The following is a 17,547-nucleotide window of genomic DNA, read 5'->3' as shown; positions in this document are numbered from 1 at the left end:
CCTCAGGGGGTGGACACCCGCATCCCAATGGGACCGTAGCGGCTCGCGGGCCGGCTCCGAGGCAATTCGACGGCAGCATCGAGCGGCTACGAGATTGTCCTCCCCTGATCGCACGAGCGCAGGTCGCCACCGCCTGCGGTAGCGAGCTTGCGCCGGGGATCGCCTCAGCTCAGCGGTTCATTGGCTCCATCCTCTCGGTCGATGGCACCGCAGTGCCACTGATGCACAACCAGACGTTGTGTCCGCCGAGCGCCCGTTTGTTTGATTCCATTGTGCGCGAACTATTTTCATACATCGGTCGCCGTGAGCGATTCGAATGAGGTGGTGACGTCGGGTGACCCGGGTGGCAAGTGGGGCCGCCCTTGGGTCGGGCCGAGGTGGGTTACTGGGCCCGATGCTGACAGTGGTGGCGGATGCGATGAGCTACCTGCTGTCGGCGGTGGCCATCGGTGCGATCGGTGGCGGCGAATCCCGGCCCCGCACGATTGATGATGACCAATTCGGTTCTCTTTTCTGATCAGGAATCGAGAAGCGCCGGTCACCGATCAGTAGTTAGCGTCATCGCCATGGATACCACCACCGAGCAGCCCACCATCGACTCCGTCATTCTCGAGATGCCCGATCCCGCGACCGGCGCGAACTTCTACGCCGCCGCGTTCGATCTCGGCGACAAGGTACGCGTGCGCGCCTCGGAGGCGCCGACGAACGGGTTCCGCGGCTTCATCCTCTCGCTCGTGGTGTCGCAGCCGAGCACCGTCGACAGCCTCGTCGGAACCGCGCTCGACGCGGGAGCGACGACCCTGAAGCCGGCCAAGAAGGGCTTCTGGGGGTACGGCGGCGTCATCCAGGCTCCGGACGGGGCGATCTGGAAAATCGCGACGTCGTCGAAGAAGGACACCGGCCCGGCCACCCGGGAGATCGACGATTTCGTGATTCTGCTCGGGGTCGACAACGTCAAGGCGACCAAGCAGTTCTACGTCGATCGTGGCCTGACCGTGGCGAAGAGCTTCGGTAGCAAGTACGTCGAGTTCGATGCCCCGTCGTCGTCGGTCAAGCTGGCGCTCTACGGGCGTCGTGCCGCCGCCAAGGATGCCGGCGTCTCCCCGGAGGGCGCCGGGTCGCACCGGATCGCCATCGGCAGCGATATCGGGCCTTTCGCCGACCCCGACGGGTTCGCGTGGGAGGCCGGGGCCTGAGCGCGAGCGATGCTGTGCGCGCGTTTCGGGAGGACGTCGAGAACGTTCAGCGGAAAAACGTTCCCCACGCTCGGTAGCGGTGCGCGGAGATGGCGGTGCGCGGCTGCGCGGCCAGCGCCCCGGGGGTGACCTGCGCGAAGCTCGACACGTCCCGCGACAGGTGGGACTGGTCGGTGTAGCCGCAGATCGCGGCGACCTCGGCGGCGGGGCGGCCGGCCACCAGCCCTTCCACGGCATGACGGAATCGGACCAGCATCGCGGCACGTTTAGGAGTCAGGCCGATCTGGGACTCGAACCTCGACCACAGCCGCTTGCGGCTCCATCCGCACGATGCGGCGAGTTCGCCGACCTTGACCTGTCCGCGGCCGGCGAGGATGCGATCCCAGCCGGCCACCACTTCCGGATCCGGTGTCCGTGCCGGGTCGGCACACCGCAGCAGAAACGATCGCGTCAGCGCGAAGCGCTGTTCCCATGTCGCCGCGTGCGCGAGTTGCTCGCGCAGCCACTGCGCCCGAGGTCCGAAGAGGTCCTCCACGCCGACGACCGCCGTGCGGCCCAGCTCCGCCGGTGCGATATCCAGCAACGAATAGGCGCGCGCCGGTGACAACCGCACCTCGACACACTCGACCCGCTCACCGCGGATATGCATCGTGCCGGGCGGATACCCCGAAACGAAGCCGGCGAATGTCTGTCTGCCTGCGTTGCTCTCGATGACCAGTTCGTTGCCGCCGAACTCGAACAGCACCGTGACCGCCGGTATCCCGGTGACCCGCAGGTCCAGCTCGCCGCCCCCGCGATCACGGAACCCGATCATCGCCGCCCCGCCTGCGGTCGCACGCCCGAAATCCCACCCGGCACCACGATCCCGCTCGACCCCGACCACTGCCACCCACCCAGGTTAACCAGTGGGTCGATGAAGATCGGTGCTGCCGGTTCCCAGGTCGACTCGGTCGGTGGGCGGGTCTGGCAGTCTTCGCTGCGACGGAATGGGCGCGTGCGCGGTTCGCGCAGCAGATGTTGCAGTCGGTTGCTCGTCCGAACCGTGTGGCGGAGGTCATCGAAGAGATCGTCGGTGAGCGTATCGAAGTGGGGCCGGTTCATGCCGGTCCCGGCGGGCTGGTCTGTGTCACCGCGACCGGTCGGCCCGGGAAGGTCCGGGCCGAAGTGTGTGACGGCGAGGATTGGGACGTCGCCGTGGAGGTGCCGATCACGCTTCGGCTGCGGGCGGACTTCGCCGGAGTCATCGGGAGGTTCGCCGCCGCGGTGCGGGTGCGCATGCGAGTGGAACTGGCGCTGGAGGACCCGTGCGCGGTGTTCGTCCGTACCGAAGAGGTAGGCGAGGAACAGGTGGATATCAGGGTCCGCGCGGTGGATGCCCCGGCCCGGCTCCTCGGTCGGCTCGGTGACGTGCGTTCCCTGCTCGTCGAGCATGTCGTCGCCTACATCGGGGATCTCCTGACGAGCCCGGAGATCCGCGAGGTGCGGCGCATCGATGTCGCGCGAGTCATCGAGCGTGCGTGGGAGGCGGGACTGATCATCAACCCGGTAGCTCGGCCGATGCCCCGCAGCGCCTGAGTCCTCAGCACCTGTTCGTAGCGGTCAGCGTCGCCAGAACACGTGGTGCACCACTCCGCTCGGGCTCTGGATCCGCTCCAGGTGAAACCGGTCGACGAGTTCGTCGGGGCTCGCCCACAGCCTTTCGCCGCGTCCGAGTTCTACCGGCGCGACAGCGATATGCATCGTGTCGATGAGATCGGCGTCGAGGAACTCCCGGACGACGGCGACACCGCCGCCGATGCGCACATCCTTTCCCTCGGCGGCATCGAATGCCTGGGCCAGCGCGTCCTTCGGAGTCGCGTCGAGGAAATGGAACGTGGTGTCTCCCAGCGTGATCGACGGTCGCGGATAATGGGTGAGGACGAACACCGGCGTATGGAACGGTGGTTCGTCCCCCCACCATCCTTGCCAGTCGTAGTTCTCCCATGGTCCGCGCTGCGGGCCGAATTTGTTGCGCCCCATGATCTCGGCGCCGATGTTGTTGTGGTAGTCGCGGGTGAAGTAGTCGTCGAGACCGTAGCTGCCGCCCGGATCGGTGCGGTTGGGCCAGTGCGCGGTGGCGCCCGCCCATGACCAGAGCGGCCCCGGATCGGCGTGGCCGAACGGGCGATCCAGGCTTTGTCCTTCCCCTGATCCGTAGCCATCGCTGGACACGTTGAAGTTCTGAACGCGGACCAACTGTGCCATTGGCGCTCCCATCTGGTTGCAATCTGCAATCAGGGAGAATCTAGCCGCACTGATCTCATATTGCAACCAGACGCTCGGTGCTGCGAGTTCCAGGGGCGTCGAGAGGCCGCTGGCGGCGGTATATACCGGCGCTCGACGACCGTCCGGGAAAAGCTCTGCGACACAGCCGATCCGGCTTGCCGGAGGGGAAGAACGCCAGGCCCCGTTTCCATCTCGTTCACGTGGGTAGCTCGGACTGGGAACGCGCGTAAGTTTGCGTGGGTCCTGGACTTCGGTGGTGGGAGGCGATGCGTATGCCGGGTTCGCCGGCTGTGGGTGCGGCTCGGGCCGGGTCGCGGGGATTCCGCTCGGCTCGGTTGGAGGAACCTCGGTTGGAGGAACCTCGGTTGGAGGAACAATGACTCGTTCACTGATGAAGGTCGTCGCCGCGGCGGCGCTGGCGTGCGGCCCGGTCTCGGTGGGCGCCGGCGCGGCGGCCGGTGTTCCGCAGTTGCCGCTGCCGCCGATCGGCGGTGGATCGGGCATCGCGATCGATGACGAAGCAGAATGCACGCTCACCACCATCGGGCACGACGCGGCCGGCCGGTTGGTCGGTCTGACGGCGGGACATTGCGGCGAACCCGGGGCGCGCGTCACGTCCGTGACCTATCCCAGCTATGGCGTGCTGGGTCGATTCGTCTACGCCGATCACGAATTGGATTACGCGGTCATCGAATTCGATGCCGCACGGGTGGTTCCCGCTCGGGAGGTCGGTGGGTTCCTCATCGACGGTCTCGGCGCTCCCGCGCGATTTCCCGACGTCGTCTGTAAAAAGGGCCGCACCACCGGCCAGACCTGCGGTGTCGCCTGGGGCGACATGACGGGCGACAGCAGCGACACCTGGACCCAGATGTGCGTGCTCAAAGGCGACTCCGGCGCGCCGGTGGTGATCGGTTCGACCCTGGTCGGGATGGTCAACGCCTACTTGGGCATGGGGTGTCTCGGGCCCGAAGTGGGTACCGACATCAACGCCATCCTCACCGACATCGATTCCCGTAATGACATAGGTGCTGGTTTCCGGCCCATCTGAACCGCCGGTGCGCCGATTCGGCCGCCTCGAGACGATCCGACGATATCCGAATAATGCGCGAGTCCGGTGTTCGAGCCGAGCCTCTAATGGTCGATAGAGCAGGCGAAAAGGTCTCGAATCCCGGCGCCCGATTCCGAGCGGCTAAAATCGACATATCATGGGGCAAAGCAGGCCCACACGCGGAGTCGGTAATCTGCCGTCGGCGGTCACGAGTTTCGTGGGCCGGCAGCGGGAGATCCGCGAGGTCCGCGCACTGCTGGCGACCGCGCGCCTGGTCACGCTGACCGGAGTGGGCGGGGTGGGGAAGACCCGTTTGGCCATCGAGGTCGCCGCTGCGTCCAGCCGCTCGTTTCCTGATGGGTCGTGGCTGGTGGACCTGGCCGCTGTGGATGATCCGCAACTGGTGGCCCGGGTGGTAGTAGCCAGCCTCGGGATCCCGGATCTGTCGCACCGGACCGCGGAGGAGCAGATCGTGGAGCGCCTCGCCGACCGGCGGGCGCTGATCGTGTTGGACAATTGCGAGCACCTGCTGGACGCGTGCCGCCTGCTGTGCCACCAGTTGCTACGCGCCTGCCCCGGGCTGCGGATCCTCACCACCAGCCGTGCACTGCTGGGCGAGCCGGGCGAGCACGTCTACCCCGTCCGTCCGCTGTCGATGCCTGTTTCGGGCGAGTCCGTGACACCCGTGGCGGTGAGCGGTTTCGACGCGCCCACGCTGCTGGTGGAGCGTGCCAGGGCGGTGCGTCCCGACTTCACGGTCACCGAGCGCAATGCGGACGCGGTGGTGCGGGCCTGTGAGCGATTGGACGGGATTCCACTCGCGATCGAGTTGGCCGCATCCCGGCTGCGATCACTGTCCTTGCAGACGATTCTGGACCGGCTCGAGGATCGGTTCGCACTGCTGACCGGAGGCACCCGCGCCGCGCTGCCACGACAGCGGACGCTGCGGGCGCTGATCGACTGGAGCTACGAGCTGTGCACACCGGCCGAGCAGTTGCTGTGGACACGACTGTCGGTCTTCGCCGGAGTCTTCACCCTGCACGCCGCCGAGGGCGTCTGCGCAGGCCCTGACCTGCCCCGCGAGCAGGTGCTCGACCTGATCGATCACCTCGTCGCGCAATCGGTCGTCGTTCTCGTCGCGGCGGACGACCAGACACGGTATCGGCTGCTGGAAACGATCCGCGAGTACGGATGGCAGCGGCTGACCGAGCGCGAGGAGGCCACCGCGCTGCGCGACCGGCACCGCGACTACTACCTCACGCTCGCGGAGCAGATCGCCGGGCAGTGGAACGGTCCGGGCCAGGAGACCGGCTTGGCCGTGTTGCGCGCCGACCGCGCGAACGTCCGGGCCGCGTTGGAGTGGGCGACCAGCACTCCGGCGAGTTCGCGCGAGGCGCTGGCTTTGGTGACGGCGCTGCGCTATCACTGGTGCGCCGATGGGTTCCTCGGCTCGGGACGGCGCTGGGTGGACCGCGCGCTGCGGGTGGCCGTCGACGCTGACGCCGAGCGGATCCACGCACTCTGGGTAGCGGGATGGGTGCGGGTCTTGCAGGGTGACCTCGACGCCGCCGACGCGGCGCTCGATGAGTGCGTGACCCGTGCCACGGCAGCCGGAGATCGCCGCGCCCTCGGCTGGGCGAGTAGCCTGCGCGCTTCCGCCGCGGGTTTCCGCGGCGACCTCGCCGCTGCGGTGACCGGCTTCGAGCGAGTGGTCGAAAGCTTCTCCGAGGATGACGAGCTGGTCCGGCTGACGCTTTTCCAGCTCGCGGTCGCCTACGGCCATGGACGCGATCCGCGGGCGGGCGCGACGGCTCGGCGCGCGATCGAGCTGGCCGATCGGCGCGGCGAGCAGTGGACCAAGTCGTACGCGGTCTGGGCACTCGGCTACGACCAACTCGTTCGCGGCGATTACGACCAGGCGATGGCCTCCGCTCACGCGGCCCTGGAGATTCAGCGCGAATTCAACGACCATGTGGGGACGGCGCTGATGATCGAGCTGCTGGCCTGGACGGCGGCCGCTCGCGGTGAGCATCGCCATGCGGCCCGGCTGCTGGGCGCGATCCACACGATGTGGCGGCGCATCGGGACCTCGATCGCCGCGTTCGGGCCCTACATGCCCGAACAGCACGCGGCGTGTGAGCGCAGGGTGATGGATGCGCTGCCGGAGACGGTGGTGCGTGCGGAACGGGTGCGTGGCGAAGGGCTCGACCACGACCAGGCGATCACCTACGCGCTCGACCGCAGCGCGGGCGCCCCGCCACCCGCGCGGCTGGGAGCCGGGGTGCTGACGGCACGCGAGCGGCAGGTGGCCGAGCTGGTCGCGCAAGGTCTCAGCAACCGGCAGATCGCCGAGCAGCTCGTCGTATCGCCTCGCACCGTCGACCGGCACGTCGAGAATATCCTCGGCAAACTCGGCTTCTCTTCTCGTACGCAGGTCGCGGCATGGACGGCACGCCCGGGCTGAACCCTGGCTCCGGCGGGACGGCGCGTGCCGCTTCGGGTGCCGCGAACTGCGGAGATGGGTGGACAAGTGGGTATTTTCACCCATGACCGCGCGGTGCCGGATCTGTGATGCTCGTCAGATCGTGACGAGCAGGAGGTCGGCTTTGACAGCGGTTGACAGTAGCGTGAACGCCACCGGCGCCCTCGGAGGCCGGTCGCGTGGTACCACGGGCGGGGAACGACGGGAGCCTGGCAAACGATCAGCCGACTCCGCGGCATCGGCCGGAGTCCGGTCGATCGACGGTGATCGCCGACCGCGCGTGCGATGGGCACTGCGATGGGGGGCCGCAGATGGATGAGGTCCGAACCGAAGCCGACGGCCTGGGCGTCACCTGGCGCGTACTGCAGGATCAGCTGATCTCCATCGTCGCGGTGCACAGCGCGTCCGACCCCGCGCCGATCGTCTCCTTCGGCCCCGACGCCTATCCGGATCTCGTGCAAGCGCGAGAACTGCTTCCGGAGCTGACCAGGTTGTGGGACGCGGTGCGGCACGACTTCTGGGCGAAGCTCATTCCGCCGCCACCCGGCTCGTCGAGATCACGGCGATGGGCATGATCGCGGCACCTCGCGCGAGGCCTCATGGAAGCACCGAACGCGGCATGGCGGCGGCGATCTCGCGCCGTGACCGGAGGTCGAGTTTCGCCAGGATGTTCGACACGTGTGACTGAATCGTGCGGCGCGACAAGAACATCTGCGCTGCGATATCCGAATTGGAGCAACCTTCGGTGACCAGCGCGGCGACCTTGCGTTCGGTGTCGGTCAGCGCCGCCCAGCCGGATTTGGGCCGGTTGCGCCTGCCGCGGACGCCCAGTCGGATCCCGTGCGGCCGCACCCGTGCGGCGGCACGGGCGCTGTCCCACGACGCACCCAGCCGACCGTAGAGCCCTATCGCCGTGTCCAGCGCGCCGCGGGCCTCGGCCTCTCGTCCCGAAGCGGCGAGCAGCACAGCGGCGTTCTCGTGTGCCTGTGCTTCGTAGAGCGGCCACCCGGACCGCCGGAACGCATCCGCGGCGGCGAAGAGCATGGCGGGATCGCCGTCTGCCAAGGCTCGGCACAGCAGGGCCGTTCCGGTCCGGCCCGCGGTCTTCTGCCGAGCCAGCAGTTCGTCCGCGCCCGTTACCACCGACCGAGCCGCAGCTGCGTCGCCGACGTCCGAGGCCAGCCGGGCGATGTCCGGGTAGATGTAGTGCAGGGTGGACGCGGTCAGGCCGTCGGCCAGTCGCCGATGGGTGTCGACGAGCAGTTCCAGCGCCAGCTCCGGATGGCCACGGGCCTCGTGCGTCAATGCCTTGACCCAGGGGTGGAACTGCGCGTAACCGGTGCTTCCCAGCCGGTGGTCCGGCACGGGAATGGCATCGGGATCCGGCAGGAACGTGCCGCGGTGGATTCCGATGAGGGCCGCCAGGCTGTGTGCGACGGGCGCGTACCCGAGGACATCGGGCGCCGCCAGACTCGCCGCGCATTCGGCCAGCGCGTCGTCCCAGCGGCCGTCGAGCAGATACAGCCGCGCCTTGGCCAGCAGGTTGGGGGAGAGGTAGACACCGTGCATCCGGCGGTTGTGGCCGATGGCCGTCCGCAGCGTCTGTTCGGCGTCGGCGAGCCGATCGAGTTCGATCAGGCAGTGCGCGTACAGCACGTACGGATCGAACTGGTCCGATCCGGTGCCGTCCTCGAAGATGGTGAGGATTCGCGTACTCAAATCCAGCGCCTCGTCGAGATAGCCCTGGGTGTAGCGCACCGCACCCAAGGCCATCAATCCGTATCCGGTGGCGAGCGGGGTACCACTGCTCTGTCCCGTCGACACGGCTCGCCGGCCGGCGCGCTCCGCCGCTTCGAACCGCTCGAGAAAGAAATTGTCCAGTGCGCACAGTCCCACGAGCCGGCCCGCGTCCTCGGCGCCGAGTTCCATCGTGGACAGCGCTGTCTCGGCCACCGCGACAGCGTCGGCCAAGCGGCCTTGTGATTGGCAGACCTGGACGAGCAGCCAGGTCAGTTCGACATCGTGGTCGTGTTCGGGTCGAGTGCGCAGTGCGGTGCGCACCACGGCTTCGGCTTCGGCGGCGCGGCCGTTCCACAGCAGCGCCCGGGCCTGCCAGCGGACCAGAACGGAACGCGAGGCACCGTCTAGCTCTGTCGCGGTCGCGGCGCGGCTCAGCAACTGCACCGCCAGTTCGGGGGCTCGCACGATCAACTTGCCTGCCACGGCCGTCAACCAGTCGAGGCTTGTCCGATCCAAGTCGTGGCCGCCCGCTGACAGGTAGTAAGCGACTCGCTCGAGCGGCGCACCGGTCGCTTGCAGGACCTGCCCGGCCCTCCAGAGCAAGTCCGAGCGCAGCGAATCGGGTAGCTGGACGGCCAGCACGTCCCGCATGAGGTCGTGGCGGAACACCAGTTCGGAATCGACCCGCGCGAGCAGCCCGCCGTCCATCGCTTCGGAGACGGCCCGCCAGACATCCAGCAGCGGGGCGTCCAGCACGGCCGATAGTTCCCCCACGTTGATGACGGGTCCCAGGGCAGCGGCCATCGGCAGCATATCCCGCGTGGAACGGGACAGGAGTGCGAGGCGCTGGATGATCGCGGTCGACAGCGAGGCGGAGGACGGTTCGCCGGAGTCCGGTAGCGGCGCGGCGGTTTCGGCGACCAGTGTGATCGCCTCCGCGCGGAGCAATGCGGCCACCAATTCGGTGATGTGCAGCGGGTTTCCACGCGCACCGGCCACGATTCGCAGCAAACCCGGGCCCGGAGCAGCGCCGACCAGAAGCCCCACGAGCGCCGCCGCGGCCGAGTCGGGCAGTGCGCCGAGCCGTATCACCGGGGCCTGCCGTTCGACTAGTTCGGCCGACAGCGCCGCGAACGCCGGGTCCGCGGCCAGCGGGCGGGTCGCGAGCACCAGTAGCAGCGGCAGTGCGTCGACCAGTGCGCACAGTCGCCGCAGTACAGACAGGCTCGGCGCGTCGGCCCAATGGACGTCGTCCATGATCAGACCCACCGGAGCGGCGGCGCACCAAGCGTCGACACGATCCAGGATCCCCTCGCTGACGGCGAACTCGTGCGTCGCCGCGGCGTCGCCCGCGCGATCCCCGCTGTGCAGCAGCGGGCGACTCGGATCCGGGCCGCCGCCGGGCGCGGTGTCGTCAGCTGCCAGCCAGGAGCGCACCGCGGCGAACGGTACGTCGCGCTGCAATTCCACCGCCGCGCCGGTGCGAACGCGCAGGCCCGCCGCCGTGATTCGAGCACCGGCTGCCTCCAGCAGCGACGTCTTGCCGATACCGGGCTCACCTTCCACCAGCACCACCGCGCCCTGTCCCGCGGCGACTCGGCGCGCGAGCACCGCCAGGTTCTCGATCTCGGCATCACGACCGAGGAAGACCGTCGCGGGGGACTCCTGCATGCGGGTGAGCTTAAGCATCGCGGGCGATCGGATCCGATCGAGCGTCCCGGCCCGGCCCGGCCATGCGGATATTTCTCTCGGATTCGACGGATGTTCCTTCGGCTCGGCTGCCCTACCGTCCCTGGGGCGTGCCCGATGGCGCGGAACTCGGTTGAGCGCAGCAGCCGAACCCAACAAAGCGGAGGAGTGTCCATTGGCGTCCAGTGCTTCCAAGCCCGTACTGGAGGTTGTGCGGGGGATCGCCCGCGTCGGTGGTCATGTCGCGAAGGAAACGGTGATCCGGCAGCGGGCCCGGACCCCGAGCGACGTGCCGGTGACCGGCCGTGAAGTGACAGCGCAATGGCTGACCGCCGTGCTGTGCGATGGACACCCCGGTGCGGAAGTCGACTCCTTCGAGACGCAGGACGTGAGCGCGGGCACCTCCACCCGCTGGAAGCTCAGCGTGACCTACAACGCAACAGGCCGGGCGGCAGGCCTGCCGGAGGAATTGTTCGCGAAGACCACCGCGGACTTCAAACAGCGCCTCACCTTGGACCTGGCCGGAATCATCGGCGGTGAACCGGGTTTCTTCACCCACCTCCGGCCGGCCCTGGACATCGAAGCGCCGCGCGGCTACCACAGCGCTGTCGACTACCGATCGGGCCGGACGATCTCATTGCTCGAGGACATCGTCAGCACCAAAGACGCCACCTTCTGCACACCGCAGACACCGATCGACCGCACTCAGATCGAGGATCTGTTGCGCACGATGGCCACGTGGCACGCCCGCTACTGGAACGACGCCGAGTTGGAGCGCCATCGATGGCTGAAGCCGCCGCGGGCGCATTTCGCCAACCTCGACCGGTTGATCGGCATGTCGAAACGCGCGCGGGTCGGAGCCAGGCGCGCGGCGGCGGTGATACCGGAAACGCTGGCGCACGACCACGACCGGCTCTATCACGCGCTGCAACGATCGCTGGAGATAGCCAGCACGGGTGCACAGACTTTCTTGCACGGCGACAGCCACATCGGCAACACCTACAGAACCTCCAGCGGCCGGATGGGCTTCACCGACTGGCAAGTGGTCCTGCGTGGCAGCTGGGCCTACGACGTCGCCTATGTGGTCGGTTCCGGTCTCGCCGTGCGGGACCGGCGCGACTGGGAGCGTGAACTGCTGGCCATCTACCTCGACCACGTCGCGGCATGCGGTGCGCCCGCGCCCGATTTCGACACGGCGTGGCTGGCCTACCGGCAGCAGGCGTTGTACCCGTATTTCATCTGGTTGGCGACCATCGGCCACAGCGCCATCCAGCCGAGATACCAACCGGACGAGATCTGCCTCGGCATCATCGAGCGCACCGCCAACGCGGTGCTGGACCTCGACGCCGTGAAAGCGCTGGAGGAGGGATAGCACCGTGCAGATCATCAGTACTCGCTGCCGGACCTTCGAGTACACAGTGACGGCGAAGGGGCCGTGCGCGGTCGATATGGAGTGGGGGATCGGGGTACGCAAGTGTTTCGATGATTGCCTGCGGGTGTCCGTCGGCGTGGGTCGCGGAGATCTCACTCTGACGGGCGCGGCCGTGCGGACCGTGCTGCGCATCGCCGCCGAGACAGATGCGCGGGAGGTCGTCATCGACGGCGTCGCCCATGTGCCGGGTGATCGCATAAGCGCCACCGGCCAGGTGGATGTGCTTTCGGCACTCGCCGACACCTTGGACGTTCTGGTGGAAATCACCGAACGTCTGGAGCAGCGCGGCGAACGAGTCCACCTGATGCCGTTCGGCTGGCACAAGGACTGTCACACCGAGGCGGAGGTAGGGCCCGGAGCACGGCAGATCATCCGGCTTCCGGTGGACGGCCACGTTCCCGCGCATCCGGGGTTTCGCGGCATACACCCACTGGCCGGTCGGCGGCGCCGTGGGCGTTGTGTGCCCGGTTCCTGCTGAGGGAGCTCCCGGTCGGTCGTGCGCGCGGCAAGCGCTTCGCACCGGGGTGCGGCGTTGGACTCTCCCGCCACGGGAGAGTCCACCATGTCGGCAACGCTCCCTTGACCGCCCGCCGCACGCGCGGCCGCGCCCATCCGCGCGGCACGTCCCGTCGGGTAGCGGGGAGCCGCGAGATGACCTGATGATCTGCGCTCAGGAAGGCATGGCATGGCCACGGTGATAGACGTTGACGCGCGCGGTACGCAGCACTGCGAGACGACGGCCCTGGGAGTGCTGCTACGGCAGCAGGGAATCGATCTGTCCGAGCCCATGCTCTTCGGCCTCGGCTCCGGTCTGTCCTTCGTCTACTGGGATAGTAAGAACATGGGCTTCCCCTTCCTCGGGGGACGGGTCAAGCCATTCGACCTCACCAGGAACCTGGCCGCCGGACTCGGACTGGAGCTCTCGGTCAAGGAGACCACATCCGCCCGCCGTGCTTGGGAGAACGTGGTCGCCCCCATCGATGCCGGCCTCCCCGTAGGGCTGCAACTCGACAGTTACTACCTGGACTACTTCAGCTCGAAGGTGCACTTCGGTGGTCACGTCGTCGCTGTGTACGGCTACGACGACCACGACGCCTACCTGGTGGACACCGACCAGCAAGGCGGAGCGGTATCCACCAGCCTGACCGGCCTCGCCCGGGCCAGGGCCGCGCGCGGCCCGATGACCGCCGAGCACCGGTCCTTCACCCTCACCGCTGGGCGGAACCTGCCTTCCCCGCACAGCCGGATCGTTCCCGCCATCACCGCCTGCGCCCAGGCTTTCCTCAACCCGCCCATCGCCAACCTCGGTCACCGAGGCATCGAGAAGGCGGGCAAGCTGGTGCCCACATGGCTCCGGCGCACCGACAACCCGCGGCGGGATCTCGCGCAGGCCGCCCTCTTGATGGAGAAGGCCGGCACCGGCGGCGCTCTGTTTCGTAACTTCTACCGCGACTTCCTCGCCGAATGCACCCAGACCCTCGACAGCCGCCACCTGCGCACCGGCCACGGGCTGTACACCGAGGCAGCCACCCTATGGACCGACGCCGCAGCACTGATCGCACAAGCCGGTGAAGCGGGCGATGAGCGTCACCTCCTACAGGCAGGCTCGGTTCTCCAGGATCTTTCGCGGGTGGAGTACGAGGCCATGCGGGCGTTGAACTGCCTGGGACGGTAGAGCTTCGGACGCCGCCCCTGTCTGTCGGCGCCTGACGCTCGTCAGGTGGCTGAGCGGAGCTCTACGCAGCATTCCCCGGCCTTGGGCGCGAGCACCGCGTCGATCGTGTCCGCCTCGAGCCCGGCGAGCACGCCGGTCAGATAGGCGTGATTGAGCCCGCACACCAGCTCGGGTTCGGCGGCGGCGAGCGGATGAAACGGGCAGTTGCGCAAGCGCAGGCAATCCGGCGCCGCACGCGTGGGTTCGAAGCCCTGTTCGGCGAGCAGCGATCGAAGGACCGTGAGGGCGCGTTCGGCGCCGAGCCGGCCGGGCCGTACCTGTTCTTGTGTCCTACGGCCGACAGCCGCGCCGCAGTGACATGCGGCAGGCCAAACGCCCGGTGAGCGCGGCGCTCGCCGGGCCGTACGGTCATCCGTTCCATCCGATCCTGGTCACGGTGCCCATCGGGGCTTGGGTGGCGGGTTCAGTGTTCGACATCGCCTCGCACGTGGTCGAGGACCCGGCTTTTCTCGCTCGCGGCGCGGTATGGCTGATCGCGCTCGGCGTGCTGAGTGCGCTGGCCGCGGCGGCGATCGGGTTGTCTGTTCGCCATCCCCACCGGCACCACGGCGTTCCGCACCGGCCCGCGCCTACGCCGAACTGTTCACGCCCTGCCCGTTCGACCTGACCACTTTCCCCAACGACGAGGGCTACGACGAGTTCGTGCTGGCTCGCCGCATCCCACTGCGATCGGTGTGCGAACACCACCTGCTGCCGTTCGTCGGCGTCGCTCACGTCGGCTATCTGCCGGGCGAGCGCATCCTCGGGTTGTCCAAACTCGCCCGTATCGTCGAGCATTTCTCCCACCGGCCCCAAGTGCAGGAACGACTCACCAAGCAGATCGCGGATCGGCTCGCCGAGAATCTGCGACCGATCGGCGTGGGCGTCGTCATCGAAGCCGAACACACCTGCATGACCCTGCGCGGCGTCCAAGCAGTCGGTACCACCACGGTCACCTCGACCTTGCTCGGCACACTGCGGGAAGACGCCCGCTCTCGTCAGGAATTCTTCTCGCTCACCGGGATCATGCACTGAGCGACCACGCCGGCTCGCATCTGCGCTTCGGCCGGTCGATTCGTGACGATCCCTCTGCTACGCAGAGCGATTGACGGCCGACCACCGGGGTATGGCGAGGACAGACGCTCGCTCGATCAGTGTGCGGGCTCAACTCGACGAATCGGAGAATATGATGCTCGGTCTCGGAATCCTCGGTTGGATCATCATCGGCGGTCTGGCCGGCTGGATCGCCAGCAAGTTCATGAAAACCGATGCTCAGCAGGGCATTCTGCTCAACATCGTGGTGGGCGTTGTCGGCGGCCTGCTCGGCGGTTTCCTGCTGAAGCTCCTGGGAGTCGATGTCGAGGGCGGCGGACTGTGGTTCAGCTTCTTCACCTGCCTCGGCGGCGCGGTGGTCCTGCTGTTCTTGGTCGGGTTGGTGACCGGCCGTCGCGGCGCGCTGCGCTGAGACCCGCGCTCGGCGGCCTAGGCGCCGAACGCGCGCGCTTCGAACGGCCCGAACCTTTTTAGGTTCGGGCCGTTCTTCGTGAGAGCGTCGTCGTCACCGCCCTGATCGCAGGACTCGTCGTACCAGCGGGTTCGGCCGCCGCGGAATCCGTTGCCGCACCTGTCGCGACGTCGTCCGCCGCGACCCCGGTGGGTTCCTGGTCGGAGGATCTGTTCTGCGCCGTCATCAAATTCTTGAAGAGGGGCTGGGTCGGGCTGCCCGCCGACTGCTCGTTCTGATGAGCCGAACTCGGACCATCGTCGCAAACGTCCTGACAGTAGCGGAATCTCGAGATGACAAGCAGGGCTACCGGGCGCAGTGTCGCCGCCGTGGCGTGTGGCGCGGTGATGCTGCTCGCCGGGCTGTAGGAGTACCTCCGGGGACACATCGCCGACTCCGCGCGGGACCACCTCGGCGACGAGCGCTGCCGCCGCGCCCACGACGGCCCGAGTCGATGGTGACTCGGCCGCGCCGGCGCGGATAACGGACGCCACGTTTCCGGCGTGGCAGACGTGTCAGGGGAAATCGTAGATATACCCTTTGCGTCGCTCTGTAGATCGTCGAACCCGCTGAATATCTTCGAGGCGCGATCATCCGCTCCGGTCGATTGCTCCGCGTTCGAGTAGTGCGCGAATCAAGGCCGATGACGTCGCGGCCGATCCCCGAAGGCGGATACGAGAAGGCTTGCGCGACAAGCCGCGTCCGCGACAATGCTCCGTAGGCGACTACGCTCACCGCAATATCGGCATGGGGCACGTGATCAACGAGGGGAAGGCGTAATGGAGGATCTCGCCGCGCGATTCGAGGAGCTGGGTCGCCTGGTACCGATCCCCCATCCATGGGACATAACGGAATACATCGCGCGGGTGGCAGCGTACCGGGGCCGGCCGATCACGCTGTGCCCGATCGACGTCGGCGCACTCGCGGGGAACGGATGCGGCACCGGAAGCGGCCTGTGGATCGCCCGGGAAGGCGACGACGTGATCATGTACGGGGCCGACACCGAATGGCATGCCGATCACATCATCGCCCACGAGATCGGTCACATGCTGCTCGGCCACGGAGGGACCGCGAGCGGTCCCGGTGGTAGCGCGGCTGATCTGCCGTTGCGCGAATTGATGCCCTCGCTGTCGCTGGAAACCATCCGCGGCGTACTGCGCCGCCAAGACTACGGCAGTGAGCGTGAGCGCGCCGCCGAAACCTTCGCCGACCTGCTGCTGGTGGAAGCGATGCTACCGAAGCGGTCGGCGAGCCGGTTCCGCTCGACATTCTTCCGGAACCGGCACCGATGAGATGACCTCCCCGATCCCGGTTTGGATCACCTGGCCTGTCCTGACAGGTCTCACGTTGGTGCTGGCCGGTCGGTGGTGGCTGTTGGGGGACAGCGTCGTCGACCGGCTCGTCAATCGCGCGCTCGCCGCAGGTATCTGCGAACACCTGTTGCGGGAGGCATGGTTCGAGCAGTCACTGGTCTGGCTGCTGCCCGGCGGCGACAGCGACGTGGTGAACCTGGCCCGACAGCTCTCGCTGGGAGCAACCGTGTTGGCCGTCTCGAATATCTACGGCATCGCCGAATTGTGGGCCGGCGCCGACCCCGCCCACGCATGGCGCAGGCAGCGGCGCTATTACCTCCTCGCGATCGTCACCACCGGCGTCATCCTGATCGCAGGGGCGCCGTCCCGCCGCGCCGATCAGTTGATCGACCAAGCCCTGGGCTGGCCGGCTGTCGTGGTCTGGGTCGCGTTTTCCCTGCCGCTCGGCGCTACGGCCCTGCTCGTCGGGCGGGTGAGTGTGCGCGAGATGCGCGCCGCGGCGGACACCACCTGGCAGGAACGCGCCCTGTACGCAGCGGTCCTGTGCACCGCCGTGGGCATGGGAATCGTGGCGGTCGTCTACCCGATCGAGACCGCCTGCGATGTCGTGACGGGCCGGCCGTCATTCGATCCCGAGATGCACTGGAAAGCATGGAGCGGCTTCCTTCTCTCGGCCGTCGGCGCTCCCGCCGTGGTCACGGTGCCGCTGATCAGCATCCTGCTCAGCCGCCTCGGATGGGATCGCACCGGCCGATACTGCCGCCGACTGCGACCGATGTGGGCCGATCTCGCCGCAGCCGTACCCGAAATCGTTCTGGAGGCGCGCGACGCCAACGGCCGAACGGACCCGGCCCTCCGTCTGCACCGCATGACGGTCGAGATCCGCGACAGTCTGCTCCATCTCAAACGCTACAGCGACAACCCCGACGATCTGACCGTCACCGGCGTCGACCCACATATCTATGCCCGCCGCGTCGCCGAGGCCATTGCCGCCAAAGCTTCCGGGCGCCCCCCGAGCGCGACCCGGATCACGCCCCGGCACCAAATCCGTCCGGGGGCACGGGACCTCACCGCGGAGTTGCGCCGGCTGCTCGCACTTGCCGAGGCGTGGCCACACGTCCGCGGCCTGACGAAGCCGCCGTAACGCCGGTTGCGCGGATCGAT

Annotated in this window: 17 protein-coding genes and 1 pseudogene; 14 read left to right on the top strand and 4 right to left on the bottom strand. The window is 67.8% G+C overall.

Features of this window, described 5'->3' with window-relative positions; genetic code table 11:
* Positions 1-394 precede the first annotated feature (394 nt).
* The gene (locus tag NA8_RS35500; protein ID WP_281198991.1) at positions 395-517 is read left to right on the top strand and encodes a hypothetical protein; all 123 of its coding nucleotides are present in this window, start codon (positions 395-397) and stop codon (positions 515-517) included.
* A gap of 49 nt (positions 518-566) precedes the next feature.
* Entirely contained in the window at positions 567-1,196 is a 630-nt protein-coding gene (locus tag NA8_RS09540; protein ID WP_063050019.1) for a VOC family protein, read from the top strand.
* 46 nt (positions 1,197-1,242) lie between these two features.
* On the opposite strand, the gene NA8_RS09535 is transcribed toward NA8_RS09540, so the two are convergent.
* Complete coding sequence (locus NA8_RS09535) at positions 1,243-2,085, bottom strand: helix-turn-helix domain-containing protein (protein ID WP_063050018.1); 843 nt, start codon at positions 2,083-2,085, stop codon at positions 1,243-1,245.
* A gap of 155 nt (positions 2,086-2,240) precedes the next feature.
* Between NA8_RS09535 and NA8_RS09530 the strand changes: the two genes are divergently transcribed.
* The gene (locus tag NA8_RS09530; RefSeq protein WP_063050017.1) at positions 2,241-2,771 is read left to right on the top strand and encodes a hypothetical protein; all 531 of its coding nucleotides are present in this window, start codon (positions 2,241-2,243) and stop codon (positions 2,769-2,771) included.
* Positions 2,772-2,795: 24 nt separating this feature from the next.
* Here NA8_RS09530 and NA8_RS09525 read toward each other — a convergent pair whose 3' ends face one another.
* Entirely contained in the window at positions 2,796-3,440 is a 645-nt protein-coding gene (locus tag NA8_RS09525) for a dihydrofolate reductase family protein (protein ID WP_063050016.1), read from the bottom strand.
* 397 nt (positions 3,441-3,837) lie between these two features.
* On the opposite strand from NA8_RS09525, the gene NA8_RS09520 reads away from it, so the two are divergent.
* From NA8_RS09520 to NA8_RS09510, 3 genes are all read left to right on the top strand, one after another.
* Positions 3,838-4,509, top strand: coding sequence for a chymotrypsin family serine protease (locus NA8_RS09520; protein ID WP_063050015.1), 672 nt, complete (start codon positions 3,838-3,840; stop codon positions 4,507-4,509).
* A 157-nt stretch (positions 4,510-4,666) separates the two neighbouring features.
* On the top strand, positions 4,667-6,973 hold the full coding sequence (locus NA8_RS09515) for an ATP-binding protein (RefSeq protein WP_063050014.1): 2,307 nt from the start codon (positions 4,667-4,669) through the stop codon (positions 6,971-6,973).
* Between the two features lie 329 nt (positions 6,974-7,302).
* A complete protein-coding gene (locus NA8_RS09510) occupies positions 7,303-7,566 on the top strand; it encodes a hypothetical protein (RefSeq protein ID WP_063050013.1) in 264 nt (87 codons plus the stop codon).
* A 22-nt stretch (positions 7,567-7,588) separates the two neighbouring features.
* On the opposite strand, the gene NA8_RS09505 is transcribed toward NA8_RS09510, so the two are convergent.
* Positions 7,589-10,402, bottom strand: coding sequence for a helix-turn-helix transcriptional regulator (locus tag NA8_RS09505; protein WP_063050012.1), 2,814 nt, complete (start codon positions 10,400-10,402; stop codon positions 7,589-7,591).
* Between the two features lie 193 nt (positions 10,403-10,595).
* Here NA8_RS09505 and NA8_RS09500 point away from each other — a divergent pair, with 193 nt between their 5' ends.
* From NA8_RS09500 to NA8_RS09490, 3 genes are all read left to right on the top strand, one after another.
* A complete protein-coding gene (locus tag NA8_RS09500) occupies positions 10,596-11,792 on the top strand; it encodes a protein kinase family protein (protein ID WP_063050011.1) in 1,197 nt (398 codons plus the stop codon).
* A 4-nt stretch (positions 11,793-11,796) separates the two neighbouring features.
* Complete coding sequence (locus tag NA8_RS09495) at positions 11,797-12,330, top strand: hypothetical protein (protein ID WP_157106623.1); 534 nt, start codon at positions 11,797-11,799, stop codon at positions 12,328-12,330.
* A gap of 207 nt (positions 12,331-12,537) precedes the next feature.
* Positions 12,538-13,527, top strand: a complete 990-nt coding sequence (locus tag NA8_RS09490; RefSeq protein WP_063050009.1) for a BtrH N-terminal domain-containing protein — start codon at positions 12,538-12,540, stop codon at positions 13,525-13,527.
* Positions 13,528-13,568: 41 nt separating this feature from the next.
* Here the strand turns inward: NA8_RS09490 and NA8_RS33670 are convergent, their stop codons facing one another.
* Complete coding sequence (locus tag NA8_RS33670) at positions 13,569-13,739, bottom strand: helix-turn-helix domain-containing protein (protein WP_157106622.1); 171 nt, start codon at positions 13,737-13,739, stop codon at positions 13,569-13,571.
* Positions 13,740-13,885: 146 nt separating this feature from the next.
* On the opposite strand from NA8_RS33670, the pseudogene NA8_RS35890 reads away from it, so the two are divergent.
* The 5 genes and pseudogenes from NA8_RS35890 to NA8_RS09465 form a co-directional block, all read left to right on the top strand.
* Positions 13,886-14,050: pseudogene (locus tag NA8_RS35890) on the top strand (DUF2231 domain-containing protein); the annotation flags it as partial.
* A 2-nt stretch (positions 14,051-14,052) separates the two neighbouring features.
* Positions 14,053-14,601: a GTP cyclohydrolase I gene (gene folE / locus NA8_RS09480; protein WP_084466644.1), complete on the top strand. Its 549-nt coding sequence runs from the start codon at positions 14,053-14,055 to the stop codon at positions 14,599-14,601.
* Positions 14,602-14,755: 154 nt separating this feature from the next.
* Positions 14,756-15,031: a GlsB/YeaQ/YmgE family stress response membrane protein gene (locus tag NA8_RS09475; RefSeq protein WP_063050060.1), complete on the top strand. Its 276-nt coding sequence runs from the start codon at positions 14,756-14,758 to the stop codon at positions 15,029-15,031.
* 818 nt (positions 15,032-15,849) lie between these two features.
* Entirely contained in the window at positions 15,850-16,362 is a 513-nt protein-coding gene (locus NA8_RS09470; protein ID WP_063050008.1) for a zinc metalloprotease, read from the top strand.
* Between the two features lies 1 nt (position 16,363).
* A complete protein-coding gene (locus tag NA8_RS09465; protein WP_063050007.1) occupies positions 16,364-17,527 on the top strand; it encodes an MAB_1171c family putative transporter in 1,164 nt (387 codons plus the stop codon).
* The last annotated feature ends 20 nt before the right edge of the window (positions 17,528-17,547 follow it).

The sequence above is a fragment of the Nocardia arthritidis NBRC 100137 genome, assembly GCF_001612765.1.
GTDB classification, from domain to species: domain Bacteria; phylum Actinomycetota; class Actinomycetes; order Mycobacteriales; family Mycobacteriaceae; genus Nocardia; species Nocardia arthritidis.
Note: the sequence above shows the minus strand (reverse complement) of the source record. Positions and strands in the feature narration are given on the sequence as shown.

What these genes read in the sequence shown, in the direction of transcription:
- NA8_RS09510 (WP_063050013.1), top strand. Translation starts at nt 7,303, where the DNA reads ATGGATGAGGTCCGAACCGAAGCCGACGGCCTGGGCGTCACCTGGCGC.
- NA8_RS09515 (WP_063050014.1), top strand. Translation starts at nt 4,667, where the DNA reads ATGGGGCAAAGCAGGCCCACACGCGGAGTCGGTAATCTGCCGTCGGCG.
- NA8_RS09465 (WP_063050007.1), top strand. Translation starts at nt 16,364, where the DNA reads ATGACCTCCCCGATCCCGGTTTGGATCACCTGGCCTGTCCTGACAGGT.
- NA8_RS09505 (WP_063050012.1), bottom strand. Translation starts at nt 10,402, where the DNA reads ATGCAGGAGTCCCCCGCGACGGTCTTCCTCGGTCGTGATGCCGAGATC.
- NA8_RS35500 (WP_281198991.1), top strand. Translation starts at nt 395, where the DNA reads ATGCTGACAGTGGTGGCGGATGCGATGAGCTACCTGCTGTCGGCGGTG.
- folE (WP_084466644.1), top strand. Translation starts at nt 14,053, where the DNA reads ATGGCTGATCGCGCTCGGCGTGCTGAGTGCGCTGGCCGCGGCGGCGAT.
- NA8_RS09470 (WP_063050008.1), top strand. Translation starts at nt 15,850, where the DNA reads ATGGAGGATCTCGCCGCGCGATTCGAGGAGCTGGGTCGCCTGGTACCG.
- NA8_RS09540 (WP_063050019.1), top strand. Translation starts at nt 567, where the DNA reads ATGGATACCACCACCGAGCAGCCCACCATCGACTCCGTCATTCTCGAG.
- NA8_RS09490 (WP_063050009.1), top strand. Translation starts at nt 12,538, where the DNA reads ATGGCCACGGTGATAGACGTTGACGCGCGCGGTACGCAGCACTGCGAG.
- NA8_RS09520 (WP_063050015.1), top strand. Translation starts at nt 3,838, where the DNA reads ATGACTCGTTCACTGATGAAGGTCGTCGCCGCGGCGGCGCTGGCGTGC.
- NA8_RS09525 (WP_063050016.1), bottom strand. Translation starts at nt 3,440, where the DNA reads ATGGCACAGTTGGTCCGCGTTCAGAACTTCAACGTGTCCAGCGATGGC.
- NA8_RS09475 (WP_063050060.1), top strand. Translation starts at nt 14,756, where the DNA reads ATGCTCGGTCTCGGAATCCTCGGTTGGATCATCATCGGCGGTCTGGCC.